At 55.2% G+C, this 12,487-nt stretch carries 13 protein-coding genes; 9 read left to right on the top strand and 4 right to left on the bottom strand.

The features are described 5' to 3' along the window. Nucleotides 1-64 precede the first annotated feature (64 nt). Entirely contained in the window at nucleotides 65-982 is a 918-nt protein-coding gene (locus tag AK821_RS18410) for a DNA cytosine methyltransferase (protein WP_082355462.1), read from the top strand. A gap of 9 nt (nucleotides 983-991) precedes the next feature. Here the strand turns inward: AK821_RS18410 and AK821_RS18405 are convergent, their stop codons facing one another. Together AK821_RS18405 and AK821_RS18400 are read right to left on the bottom strand one after the other, a co-directional pair. Next, nucleotides 992-1,873, bottom strand: a complete 882-nt coding sequence (locus tag AK821_RS18405) for a DUF2971 domain-containing protein (RefSeq protein WP_064390973.1) — start codon at nucleotides 1,871-1,873, stop codon at nucleotides 992-994. 91 nt (nucleotides 1,874-1,964) lie between these two features. Further along, complete coding sequence (locus AK821_RS18400; protein WP_064390972.1) at nucleotides 1,965-2,645, bottom strand: hypothetical protein; 681 nt, start codon at nucleotides 2,643-2,645, stop codon at nucleotides 1,965-1,967. A 60-nt stretch (nucleotides 2,646-2,705) separates the two neighbouring features. On the opposite strand from AK821_RS18400, the gene AK821_RS18395 reads away from it, so the two are divergent. From AK821_RS18395 to AK821_RS18370, 6 genes are all read left to right on the top strand, one after another. Continuing rightward, the gene (locus tag AK821_RS18395) at nucleotides 2,706-2,906 is read left to right on the top strand and encodes a hypothetical protein (protein WP_152974178.1); all 201 of its coding nucleotides are present in this window, start codon (nucleotides 2,706-2,708) and stop codon (nucleotides 2,904-2,906) included. Between the two features lie 64 nt (nucleotides 2,907-2,970). Continuing rightward, entirely contained in the window at nucleotides 2,971-3,213 is a 243-nt protein-coding gene (locus AK821_RS18390) for a DUF4224 domain-containing protein (protein WP_064390970.1), read from the top strand. A 1-nt stretch (nucleotide 3,214) separates the two neighbouring features. Continuing rightward, on the top strand, nucleotides 3,215-4,264 hold the full coding sequence (locus AK821_RS18385; protein ID WP_064390969.1) for a tyrosine-type recombinase/integrase: 1,050 nt from the start codon (nucleotides 3,215-3,217) through the stop codon (nucleotides 4,262-4,264). 567 nt (nucleotides 4,265-4,831) lie between these two features. Beyond that, nucleotides 4,832-5,347, top strand: a complete 516-nt coding sequence (locus AK821_RS18380) for a sigma-70 family RNA polymerase sigma factor (RefSeq protein WP_064390968.1) — start codon at nucleotides 4,832-4,834, stop codon at nucleotides 5,345-5,347. Next, nucleotides 5,334-6,314 (top strand): FecR domain-containing protein, encoded by a 981-nt coding sequence (locus AK821_RS18375; RefSeq protein ID WP_064390967.1) that lies wholly within the window; start codon nucleotides 5,334-5,336, stop codon nucleotides 6,312-6,314. The genes AK821_RS18380 and AK821_RS18375 overlap by 14 nt, the downstream gene beginning before the upstream one ends. Nucleotides 6,315-6,425: 111 nt before the next feature. Next, complete coding sequence (locus AK821_RS18370) at nucleotides 6,426-8,816, top strand: TonB-dependent siderophore receptor (RefSeq protein ID WP_064390966.1); 2,391 nt, start codon at nucleotides 6,426-6,428, stop codon at nucleotides 8,814-8,816. 62 nt (nucleotides 8,817-8,878) lie between these two features. On the opposite strand, the gene AK821_RS18365 is transcribed toward AK821_RS18370, so the two are convergent. Further along, on the bottom strand, nucleotides 8,879-9,187 hold the full coding sequence (locus tag AK821_RS18365; protein ID WP_064390965.1) for a hypothetical protein: 309 nt from the start codon (nucleotides 9,185-9,187) through the stop codon (nucleotides 8,879-8,881). A gap of 248 nt (nucleotides 9,188-9,435) precedes the next feature. Continuing rightward, complete coding sequence (locus AK821_RS18360) at nucleotides 9,436-10,446, bottom strand: AraC family transcriptional regulator (protein WP_064390964.1); 1,011 nt, start codon at nucleotides 10,444-10,446, stop codon at nucleotides 9,436-9,438. A gap of 153 nt (nucleotides 10,447-10,599) precedes the next feature. Between AK821_RS18360 and AK821_RS18355 the strand changes: the two genes are divergently transcribed. After that, complete coding sequence (locus tag AK821_RS18355; protein WP_064390963.1) at nucleotides 10,600-11,274, top strand: glutathione S-transferase family protein; 675 nt, start codon at nucleotides 10,600-10,602, stop codon at nucleotides 11,272-11,274. A 108-nt stretch (nucleotides 11,275-11,382) separates the two neighbouring features. Further along, nucleotides 11,383-12,135 carry a class I SAM-dependent methyltransferase gene (locus tag AK821_RS18350; RefSeq protein ID WP_064390962.1) on the top strand — a complete coding sequence of 251 codons (753 nt, stop codon included), beginning with the start codon at nucleotides 11,383-11,385 and terminating at the stop codon, nucleotides 12,133-12,135. The last annotated feature ends 352 nt before the right edge of the window (nucleotides 12,136-12,487 follow it).

The raw sequence follows: 12,487 nt of genomic DNA, 5'->3' as shown, positions 1-12,487 counted from the left end.
GACACGCACACCCACTTATACGAATCATGCCAGCTGGCGAGTCCTACTGGTGTACGGAGGATCAATGAATGAGCTGGCTCTTTTCGCAGGCTCTGGTGGCGGAATACTCGGAGGCCACCTCCTCGGCTGGCGCACCGTCTGCGCCGTTGAGCGTGAAGCCTACTCAGCACAAGTTCTGGCGCAACGACAAAACGATCGAGCCCTCCCAACTTTCCCGATTTGGTCTGACGTGTGCAGTTTTGACGGAAGACCATGGCGAGGCCTTGTTGACGTGGTTTCTGGCGGATTCCCGTGTCAAGACATTTCAGCTGCCGGGACTGGCGCCGGTATCGACGGCGCCCGCTCCGGGCTCTGGCGTGAAATGGCGCGAATCATTGGCGAGGTACGACCTGAGCTCGTCTACTTGGAAAACTCACCTCTGCTTGTGGGAAGAGGACTTGCACTGGTCCTCAGTGACCTTGCCGAAATGGGGTATGACGCGCAGTGGTGCATTGTTTCAGCATCCGACTGCGGAGCGCCCCATCAGCGGGACAGGATCTGGCTTGTTGCCAACGCCGTTGGCGGGAGACAGCCGGCGCGGGGATTGTCCCTCGGAACGCAACCGACGATCACCGAGTCTCGTCTCGGCAGTTCGACTATGGACCACGTCGACTTCGACGGAATGCAGCGGCGGATCACAGAGTGGCCACAAACGGAAAGCGGGCGGCCACCACATTCGGTTGAGGGATGCAGTTCACACCTGGCCGACGCCTGTGGCAAGCATGGCGAAAGGATCGTCGCCGGCGGCGCTGATCCGCAAGTCCGGAGCAGACCGATCGAACGACCGGCTCGATCACGCGGTGATGGCTTCCGACGGTGGCCAACTGAACCCGGAATGGGTCGAGTGGCTGATGGGGTGGCCCATCGGGTGGACCGAATTAAAGCCCTTGGCAATGGACAAGTTCCGCGAGTGGCAGCAACAGCATTCAACATTATTGCCTGAGCCAAGAGATCAAATATAGTCGACAATGTGGACGTCAAAGCTGCCGTTAACCCTAATAGCTTTCTTTATTTTGGCAGTAGGAAAATTTTTAGAAACTATGCTAACAAGAGCTTGCTCATGGTCTTTCGTAATCCTCTCGCCGAGAACCACTGATTTAACCGCGGATCTAGGATAAAACATAGTAATTCCCGAGCAGTCCTCTCGCGGGGCGCATTCAATCAAACGTAACTCCTCCTCATAACTCCAAGCTAGAGGTTTTGTGGCAAGCATTTTTTGGTATAACTCTTGAATTTGAAAATGAGAACTTTTTATTCCATTCTCATACAAAGACAGCTCATAAACTCGATCTTGACTCAAACGTTTTGCCAATGCCTCCACCTCACTAAAAGCTTCATTATTGAAATACCACTGATCATGCAAGACCGCCATAACAGAAGCATCGACCACTGAAGGCAATTCTGCATACAGCACTTGGTAAATATTAGTATTTTCTTGAGCATCGACTATCAAATCCGCATCATATTCAATACAGAACCCTCGAAGACCGTCAGCATAATGACCCCACATGAGAACATTATCAGATCTTTTACTGAAACAAGTGATTCGTGCGCTCTCGATGTAATGTTCGATATCTGGCTCAGCACCATCTAGACTGGAAATGTATTCTTCATAGTTTTCTAGGGCATCCTTATCATCCGTTTTTTCAAACCCCCATGCTCGAAGAATATCGGCAAACCGGCCGGACGTATCTTCAAGGCTGGGGAATCCTGTCAGTATTGAACATCTGCACTCAAACGGATCGTTAAAGAAAGAGTGATGATTCAAGAAAATTTGATGATTTTCCAGATTCGCTAGCGAGTATTTATTTACCGAGCTGTATTTAAACAACACTAAAACCCTCCAAGATCCCGCACAACAAACTTCAACACTAAACAAATATCGATTACAACCCTTACATCTGAAGCACACTAAACGAAAGATTTCACACTGGCAAAATCCTTTTGGCAATATTCACATACCAACCATCTTCATCATCGTGAGTCCGGACTTTTTCGAAATCGAATATTTGAGTTCCAGATAATCCGCTTGCTTTTACGTAGGCTACTCTCACCTCATGACTATCGTTCTCACTCAGAACGTCCACAATCCTTAATGGGTAGCGCCCTCCTGCTTCTGTGAGTGGATATCTATCAGCTCCTATCTCTGTACCATCCTTTCTCATAACACAAACATAGACATGCTCACAGCGAGCTCCAGAGTTGTGGAGCACAAAATTGTTATTAATATATAAATCACCCTCAAAAAACTCCTCTTCAACGCCCCCAAAGTAGAAATTAAATACTGGCTCTAGGGAAAGCTCATAATTTCTTAATGACTGATTTGTGGCTTTCGCAAGTTCAGCTTGCTGTAAAACAGACTCTTTTAATTCTTCAGCCTGCAGTTTAAGTGCTTCAGTACTCTGTCTGAGTTCCGCTCCCTGCTGAAAGAACCCTAACACCAACCAAAGTATAGCCAAGGGGCCAAATGCACCGGCTAGAAAATCACCAACCTCGTTAAGATCCATAGTTTGAAGGGAACTAATGCGTTCTCCCACTAACCACCAGATAAAAATCAAATATCCGAAAGTAAGAACAATACCCAAAACCGCAAGCACCCGCCCCATTGCACACTCCACCTAATGAATTCCAACCAGTCTAACTTTTTATCATTGAGAGGTATGCCTTTGAACAGAGACAACAAACCGATTGCGCTGCTCAAGGTGAAGCGCTTGGCAGCGGCGAAGTCGCCGATCTCTGGCACGACAGGTCTCGACACTACCACCGTTTTTCTCGCGGGCTTCGGGGGACGCGATCGCCCAACTCAATCGAAACTGAACTACCAGACCACACAGGGCAATACCAGCACAACGGTGTTTAGCGGCTAAGGCTCAAACACTCCGTCATAACCCATCACCACCTGCTGCCGTCACGCGCGGCACGGAGCATCCAATGGAAAACGAAATCCTCTCTGACGAAGAGTTGGCGGAGCTCACCGGCTACAAGGCCCGCGCCTACCAGCGCCGATGGCTTCTTGATCGCCAGTGGGTCTTCGTCGAAAGCCGAGGCAAACGTCCCCTTGTAGGTCGCATGTACGCCCGCATGAAGCTGGGCATGATCGGCCCCACCATTGCCGCCCCTAACCCACCGCCGGATGCACCGGTATGGACGCCTGATTTTTCGCGAGTGAACTGATATGCGACCCCGCAAGGCCGAAACTCGAAATTTGCCTCCCCGGATGTATCAATGGACCAGGACGCGTAAAAGCGGCAAGGTCTGGATCTCCTACTACTATCTGGATCTCTCCGGTAAAGCCATCCCGCTGGGCAAAGACCTAGACCAGGCAAGAGCCAAATGGGCAGAGCTTGAGGCTAAGGAAAAACCGCTCGATCTACGAACCATGAAGGGCATCTTCGACCGATATATACGCGACATCGTATCGAAGAAAGCGGCGCGGACGCAGAAGGACAATCTGGCGGAGATCAAGCAGCTTCGCCCGATGTTCGACAGCGCTCCTATCGACTCAATCACCCCTGCAACTATCGCAGGCTACCGCGACGCGCGAACCGCCAAAGTTCGGGCGAATCGCGAGATTGCTACTCTCTCCCACGTTTTCAATATTGCTCGAGAATGGGGGCTGACAACCAAAGAAAACCCCTGCCAAGGCGTGCGCAAAAACAAGGAAACACCTAGGGACTATTACGCAAATGATGTGGTTTGGGATGCTGTTTACATGAAGGCAGCTCAAGAGCTGAAAGACGCGATGGACTTGGCCTATCTAACCGGGCAACGACCGGCAGATGTCCTGGTCATGAGGAAAGACGATGTCGAGGGAAATTACTTGGGAGTGCAGCAGAACAAGACGCACAAAAAGCTGCGAATCCAAATCACTGACGGTGATGAGCCAAACAGTTTGGGCCTCCTGATCGGGAAAATGGCCGAGCGCAATGCTCAGCACATTTGCAGCTATTTGATAGTGAGCGCACGCGGCAAACGGATGACGGCCAAGATGCTCCGCGATCGATGGGACGACGCCAGAGAAAGGGCAAAGAAGGAAGCGGAAGAAAAAGGCGATGTTCAGCTGGCGGAGAAAATAGGAGGCTTCCAGTTCAGAGACATCAGGCCGAAAGCCGCGTCGGAAATCCTCGACGTCGGTGATGCGAGCCTACTCTTGGGCCACACTAAAGGGGATATTACCGAGCGCGTGTATCGACGAATTGGCGCCATTGCCAAGCCATCGAAATAGCCCGAAAACCGTTACAAAACTCAAACTTCGACCCTTGTAGAATGCGGGCTGTAGAGGTGTCGAAAAATAAACGTATCGTAACGAAAATCGGCTACAGGCCCCAGTTTCATTGGCTTTGAATATCGGTCTTGAAAACCGTCGACTGTAACAGGTCCATGAGTTCGAATCCCATCGCCTCCGCCATCTTATGTACCGACAAAGCCCTGATTATTCAGGGCTTTGTCGTTTCTGGCGTGGGAGCATTCTGCGCAGTGGGTTAGGCAAATCACCCGAGTAGAAAATCTGCATCGTAGAGTTACCATGCTCAATGCCGGCGGCTCGGACCAAGACTCCACCGCCCGCCCCTGCTGCCCCACTACACGGGTCCGCATCCCTCCTGAAACCTTTACGTTCACGCTAATCGCCAGGGTTCAAATCTTCCAATCGCTGGACGCATCCTTCCACTCGCCCCCCTTCAGAATGACCCCATTCGCCCAAATCCGAACGCTGAGCGCCACGTATTTGCCTACGGCCCGTCCCGTGAGTAGAATGCGATTAATTATCAATTGTGTACTTTCCGGGATTCCGATGCGCAGCGACGAAACGCTAGGTACTGCAGATCTAGGGCTGCTCTATCGCACCCACCACTCGTGGCTACACGGCTGGCTGATCCGACGCATTGGATGTCGCGATAACGCAGCAGATTTGGCGCAGGACACCTTTGTACGTCTGCTCAAATCCCGTCAGTCCAGCCCCTTGCGCGAGCCGCGCGCCTATTTGAGCAGCATCGCCCGCGGACTGATGATTGATCAGTATCGTCGTCGCGAACTCGAACGTGCCTATCTGGAAAGCGTCACGTTGCTGCCTCAACACGAGGTTCCCTCGGAAGAAAGCCGGCTGCTGATTCTTGATGCGCTCGAGCGCATAGACCGCATGCTCAGTTTGCTTAAACCAAGGGTTCGTCAGGCGTTTTTATTCGCCCGACTCGACGGTCTGACGTGCGCGCAAATAGCCGAAAAGCTCGGTGTTTCCCGCGCGACGATTGAGCGCGACCTGGCCACGGCCCTGCAACACTGCTATCGCTTGCGTTATGTCGAGGCCTGAGCCGCAGGCGCTGGATCCGGCCATCGTTGAGCAGGCGATCCAATGGCTGGTGCGCCTTCGCTTCAATCAGGCCGATGAACAAACACAGCACTCTTTTGAGCACTGGCTGCAGCAGCGCCCAGAGCATGTGTTGGCGTGGAAGCGTGTGGAAACCCTTGGGGATGAATTTGCCGGCGTACCCGCCCAACTGGCGCGACAAACTCTCAATGGCACCCATCAGGGAATGCGCCGGCGCGAAAGCCTGAAGCTACTGGGCCTATTGGCGACTGTTGGCACGGCAGCCTGGCTCGGTCGCGACTACACACCCGTTCCCGCCATGCTTGCACAACAACGCAGCAGCACCGGCGAGCAACGACGCTTCCAACTCGATGATGGCAGCCTTATCCAGCTCAATAGCGATAGCGCCGTCGACAGCGATTTCGACGCCCAGCGACGCCTGATCATCCTGCGACGGGGTGAAATCATCGTGAATGTCGGCGCCGATCAACACTCGCCTCAAGCGCGACCGCTCTGGGTGCAATCACGTGACGGGATCATGCGCGCTCAGAGTGCGCGCTTTCTGGCACGCGAACGTGACGATGGCACGCTGGTCGCGGCTCAGGAAGGGTCAGTCACGGTTTTCCCCGGCTTCAGTCAAACGCCTGCGAGCCGCAGCGTCCAGGCAGGCAATCAGCTGCTGTTCACATCGAGTGGCGCCCGAACGTTCAGCGACAACGGCCTCGATCTGTGGAGCTGGGGGGACGGAGTGATCAGTGCGCGCAATATGCGTCTCGATGATTTCATCGTCGAGTTGTCGCGTTATCGTCCCGGGGTATTGCGCTGCGCCGAAGAGGTCGCGGATCGTCGCGTTTCCGGCACCTTCCAACTCGCCGACAACGATCAGGTCCTGGCATTGATCGCGCAATCACTGCGCTTGCACATCGATTACCGAACCCGTTACTGGGTGACTGTGACCGCTGCTACCTAAGCCCATCAAAACCACCTGAAAAATAATGAGGTGGTTTCGCATTCTCGTTCGACCTCTTAGGAAGGCCGGAATACAGGCCAGTCTGCCGATGTCCTTTCTTGGAGCGAGAAAATGAGTTCGTCCCCGGTTTCACAGCGCCATCCATTAAATCGTGCCTTGCAAGGTGCGATGTTGGGTTTGATCGTCAGCAGCTACGCATTGCCATCGCTGGGGCAAACGACGAGCGCTGACCACAGCAATCAAGTCAAGCAGTGGAACATCGCTGCCGGCCCACTGGCGCCGGCGCTTGATCGCTTTGCGCGTGAGGCTGGCATCAGTCTTTCCTTCGATGCGTCGAGTGTTGCGAACCGCACCACCGCTGGCGTGAATGGCTCGCTCGATACGTCGGCAGCGCTGTCATCGTTGCTGCAGGGGAGCCAATTGCAGATCGAGCAGCAAGGCCCGACCGCTTACCTGCTGACACCTCAGCCAAAGCCTGCCGGCCCGCTGGAACTCGACGCAACCGACGTCGAGGACTACCGCCTTGCGCCCCTCATCATCAACGCCAAGGTCAGGGTCAGTGCCGACGACGACGCCAACTCGGTGGTCGCCAAGGAACTCTGGGTTGGCGGCAAAGTGGCCACCAGCATTCTCAATACACCGGCATCGGTGTCGGTTGTGACCAACAAGGAAATGGAACAGCGCAGCGTCAGCACCACGGAAGAAGCGCTGCAATACACACCCGGCGTGATCACTGACTTCTATGGTACGGATGACCGCAACGACTACTTCCAGATCCGTGGCTTTCAGGCCACCACTTACCGTGACGGCTTGACCCTGAGTTCGATGCGCGGCGTACGCGAAGATCCATTCGCTTACGAGCGTATCGAAATTCTGCGTGGCGCCAACTCCACGCTGTTTGGACCGGCGGACCCGGGCGGTTCGGTGAATTTCGTGACCAAACAGCCGCGCTTCGAGCAGTTTGGCCAAGGCTATGTGACCTACGGTTCGTTTGACCATGTCGAGACAGGCATCGATGTCGGGGATGCGCTGAACGACGAGAAAACCCTGGCTGGGCGCTTTACTGCCAAAGGCCAAAACAGCGACCGCGAATACGACCACTCGCAGGACGACAACCAGTTGTTTATGGGCGGGCTCACCTGGGCACCGACGGATTACACGTCGGCGACGATGATTCTGGACTACCTGAAAACCGAAAGTTCGCCAAACAGCGGTGGCTATCCGCTGGACAGGGAATACGACCGCAGCAAGTTTTATGGTGAGCCCAGCTACAACTTTCACGATGTCGAGCGCACCAGCCTTAGCGGCAACGTCACCCATGACTTCGACAACGGCTTCGTACTGCGCAGCAATCTGCGTTACAGCAAGTTGACCGATGATTTTGGCTACGTTTACCTCAGCGACAGCGCCGCACGTGTCGGTACCATCGTTGACCGCTATCAGTTTGGAACGGACACCGAAGCCGACCAGTTCAACGGCAATCTGATGCTGCAATACGATGCCCGCTTCGAGAACATCGACAGCAGCAGCCTGGTGGGCGTCGAGTACCTCGATTCGACCACCAAGGAAAGCTCGGTCTACGCTCCGACTACCTCCATTGATATTGCAAACCCTGTGTTTACCGGCGTTTCACGCTCAATCGCGCCGTATGCCGTGAACAAGCGAGACGCGACCACCAAGGCCGTATTCCTCCAGCAGAACCTGTCGTTCTACGAGCGGTTCATCGTCACCGGCGGCGTGCGCAACGACTCGATGGACCTGACCAGCAAAGGCCTGGAATCCACTGAGAAAGACACCTTCTCCGAAACCTCCTACCGAGGTGCGTTGACCTATATCGTCAACGATGAGGTGTCCACCTATGTGAGCATGGTGGAATCCGTCTCGCCGCCGCAGGTTGGTGTAACACCGCAGACGGGCCGGCAGTACGAAGTGGGCGTGAAGTATTCGCCTATGGCGATCGACGCGCTGTTCTCCGCAGCAGTTTATGACCTGACCCAGGAAAACGTCACCATCGCCGTGGTGCTGCCGAGCGGCATCATTGAGCAACAGACGGTGGGCGAGTCGCGGGCGCGTGGCCTCGACCTGGAAGCCAAGGCGCAGGTGACGCAGAACCTCAGCCTGATCGGTGGTTATTCCTATATGGAGTCCGAGGTACAGCGCGGCTCGTTGTACGACGGCAGCTCCTTGAAGGGTAATGAGTTCGCCACGGCCCCCAAGCATTCCGCTTCGCTCTGGAGTTATTACGACGTGCCCGCCACTGATGTCAGCGTTGGCTTGGGTGCGCGCTACGTCGGCTCTTACTACTTCGATGCAGCCAACTCTGGCAAAAGCGATGGCACCACGCTGTTCGACGCCGCGTTCAACTACAAGATCGCCAAGGGCACCGACCTTGCGGTGAACCTCAGCAACCTGCTGGATGAGCAGCACGTGGTCGGTTCCGGCACAGCGAACTTCTACAATCCGGGTCGCGAGATTACCGCCAAAGTGAGTTACAACTGGTAAGCAGGCGTATAGCCCTTTTCCCACACAGGAAACGGTGCCCGCTTTACCGCGGGCACCGCCAGTCAGGTGGCAGATGAATCTGCATCGCCAAGCATTGCTACCAGTTCAGTCGCCAGGGCGGCCGCTTCTTGTCGATAGTCTTTGCTCCAGCTGCGTGACCAGTCATCTGGCTTTCCCTCATCTTCCCATTGCGCCAACGCAAGCCCGTTGATGATCTCCAGTTCAAACCAAAGACGCTGCCAAGCATCGGCGTCCTTGACCGAGGCAGGGTCTTGCCACAGGAACTCTGTTTTCGCGACAAACGCCGCCCATGCGAACAGATCTTCTGATGCTCGTTCGCCGAGCGTTTTCCAGTCATTTCTGACACTCAATGGACGACTCCTTCCAGTTGTATTGGCAGCCTTGGTCTTTCGCTGGCCCCTTTATAAAACGTCTGTGCCGGGATAGAGATTCGCAGATGGATGGTAATCGGGATCCTCGAATCGGCTACTGTTGTGAGGGCTGTTAGCGAAGCGCTTGATCATTCCAGTACGAAGGCAGTCGCCGGACACTCAGCCGGCGCGGCGAGGTCTTCGGCCATAAGCAGTCATGCCTTTGCGCCTATGGCCAGCGCCATGCTTCAGGCATTGAAACGTCGCCACTGAGCGGGCGAAATCTTTTCCCACTGCCGAAAAGCCCGATGGAAAGAGTTTACGTCCTCGTAGCCAAGCAGATACGCCACCTCTTTCAGCTCAAGGCCGGTATCAGCCAACAGGAGTAATCCCACCTGGCGCCGGGCCTCGTTGAGCAGAGCGCTGAACGTTGTACCCTCGCACGCTAATCGTCGTTGCAACGTGCGCTCGCTCTGCAAGAGTTCACGGGCGAGGAATTGCAAACTTGGCCGCCCGCCCGCCAGTGCGCGTTTCAGCACTTCAATGGCCTGCTCACAAAAGCCAACTGGCGCTTCAATCGCGCGAATTGCGGTGGTGAGGCCGGGGGTCATCATGTGCAGCACTTCCGGGTTGTGCTCAAGAAAAGCCAGACCGATGTCAGAGGTGCGAAGGATCAATTCGTCCCTGGCAGCGCCGTAGAGAATGGGGCAGGCGAAATAACTTGAGTGCGTTTCCAGCATTTGCTGGGGCCTTCTCAAGCTCAATGACAGAGGTTCAATGTGTTTGCCGGTGCCTCGTCGACCGAGTTCCAGTGCCAAGGCAAAACACGCCTCGACTGAAAGATAAGGCGCCGGCCCCGTGCCGGAAGGCCACTGAATCGTGAGTGAAACAGTGCCCTCGCGCTCGTCGATGCAAAGTTTGTCGGGGCTACATAGACGCTGGAAGCGCGCCAACCGAGCGAGGCCGTCACGAAAGTCAGCCGCATATAACGCAGTGAGGAACGCCAGTTTGTGTTTCGCGCTAGGTGTGTCGCGAACCATCTTTATCGCGAAGCCAGGATCCGCCGAAAGCACTTCGATGGCGTTCCAGACGGCAAACAGTTGATGGGTGCTGACAAAGGCAGACTCGTTAAGGTGAAGATCAAGGGGCAGTTGAGCGTGCTGCTGAATCAACGAGGGATCCAGGCCCAGTTGCTCTATCGACTGCCAGAACACCCTGGGCAATTTACACCGTTCGGCGCTGGTGTGAAGGTGCGACATTTCTAAGCTCCGAACCGCAGGAGGGCGGCAATGCGTAATGCTACGCGCCGCTAATGGCGCGTTCCGCAAGTATTCTGGCGTAAACCGCCCACGGGCTGATGCAGCTTCGCTCTTACCATTGTCGTCAACAAACCGAGCCAAAAGGAGCTCACGATGACAATGACTTTCTACACCAACCCCAATTCACGCGGACGCATGGTGCGCTGGATGCTCGAAGAAATCGGCTGCACCTATGAGACGGTGATTATGGATTACCAGTCGATCAGTCAGACTGACCGTTGGGGTGGTGCCGCGCTGGCCGCGCCGACGCTGGCCGATGCTGATGATTCACGCGTCGGTTTTTTTCGCGACGTGAACCCGATGGGAAAGATCCCCGCGCTGGTGCATAACGGGCAAACCATAACAGAAACTGCCGCCATCTGTGCGTATCTGGCCGACGCATTTCCCGAGGCCGGGCTGGCTCCTGCGGCGGTGGATCGTGCCGCTTATTACCGCTGGCTGTTTTTTGCTGCGGGACCTCTGGAACAGGCGGTGACTAACCACCGCGCCGGTTTCAACCCGAAGCCGGAACAGGAGTTTTTCTTTGGCTACGGAAGCTATGAGCGCACCGTGGATCAGCTCGAACGCGCGGTGCTGGCGCATCCCTTTATTGCCGGTGAACACTTCACCGCTGCGGATGTTTATGTTGGCTCCCACATCGGCTGGGGACTAGGCTTGCAAACCTTGCCACCCAGAGCTGCGTTCCTCGCTTACGCCGAGAAGTTAACGAGCCGCGACGCCTTTAACCGTGCGGTGGCGAAGGATGAAGCAATGCTGGGTGCTGCCTGATCCTTGAGGTCGAGAGCCGCCGTTCGCGACGGGTGCTATCGATCTCAAGCGGCGTGTTGGCCAAAGTGCATACCATAGACTTTTCAGAACATTCAGAGAGGCTTAGCAATGTCGATCAACCGACTCGACTTCACCACGCGTTTGCTGATCGACGCGGGCATCGGAAAAGGGATGCGAATCCTGGACGTGGGTTGCGGCTCGGGTGATGTTTCTGTTTTGTTGTGTGATCTGGCGGGAGGGAATGGAGAGGTCGTCGGCGTTGATCATGACGCCCATGCCATTGCCATCGCACGCCAGCATAGCGCCGCACATGGTTACCCTTCACTAACGTTCATCCAGTGCGAGCTTCTGGAACTGCAGGATTCGCTTGGTACTTTTGATGCCATCGTCGGGAGGCGCGTCCTGATGTATCAAAGGGATGCTGTGGCGACGATCCGAGCGCTGTCGAACCGCTTGCGTCCCGGCGGCGTCATGGTCTTTCAAGAACACGATACGACGATGGCGCCTGCAAGCGTGGACCCTTTCCCGTTGCATAAAAGAGCGCAGTTCTGGATACAGGAAATGATTGCTCGCGAAGGCGCGGATTTACACATCGGTTTCAATCTACACCGTATTTTCACTCAGGCAGGCTTGACCGTAGAAAGCGTGCGCGCTGAATGCCTGATACAAACCCCTGATAGCCCCTACAGCCTTGGCGCCATTGTTCGAGCGTGCTTGCCGCGAATCCTCGCACTAGGCGTCGCCAGCGCGGAAGAGGTCGGAATTGAAACGTTGCAAGAGCGTCTGGATCAGGAACGTTCAGCCTCTTCAGGCGTGTACGTCGGTGATGTGATGTTCGCAAGCTGGGCGCGAAAAGTTTGACGCCTCCAAATGCCCGGCGCGGCCTATTGCCATACTGCGCAAGAAGTTGCGCACATGCTCGTAATATTTCGCCCTTAAATCCGCTGCAGGCCAGGCCTATCCTGGCCTGCAGCCAAGTGCGCAAGAAGTTGCGCAGTACTGCGCAACTTCTTGCGCACTTTCGCCTTGGTCTCTCCGTTTTTTTCGCCAGTCCGCCAGCAAAAAACCGCCATCACCCCGGCCCGTAAGGGCGGCGCATTTGTTGGCACGCTCCTTGATAACAGTCAGCCACCCACCGGGCGATTTCGCCTCCCGGGCACCTTAAATTATTCCGCAAGGAGAGCACCCCATGGCAACACCAGCGTACATGTCG

It is taken from the genome of Pseudomonas sp. RIT-PI-r, from assembly GCF_001297015.1.
GTDB lineage: Bacteria > Pseudomonadota > Gammaproteobacteria > Pseudomonadales > Pseudomonadaceae > Aquipseudomonas.
This window is presented reverse-complemented; position numbering and strand designations above follow the sequence as displayed.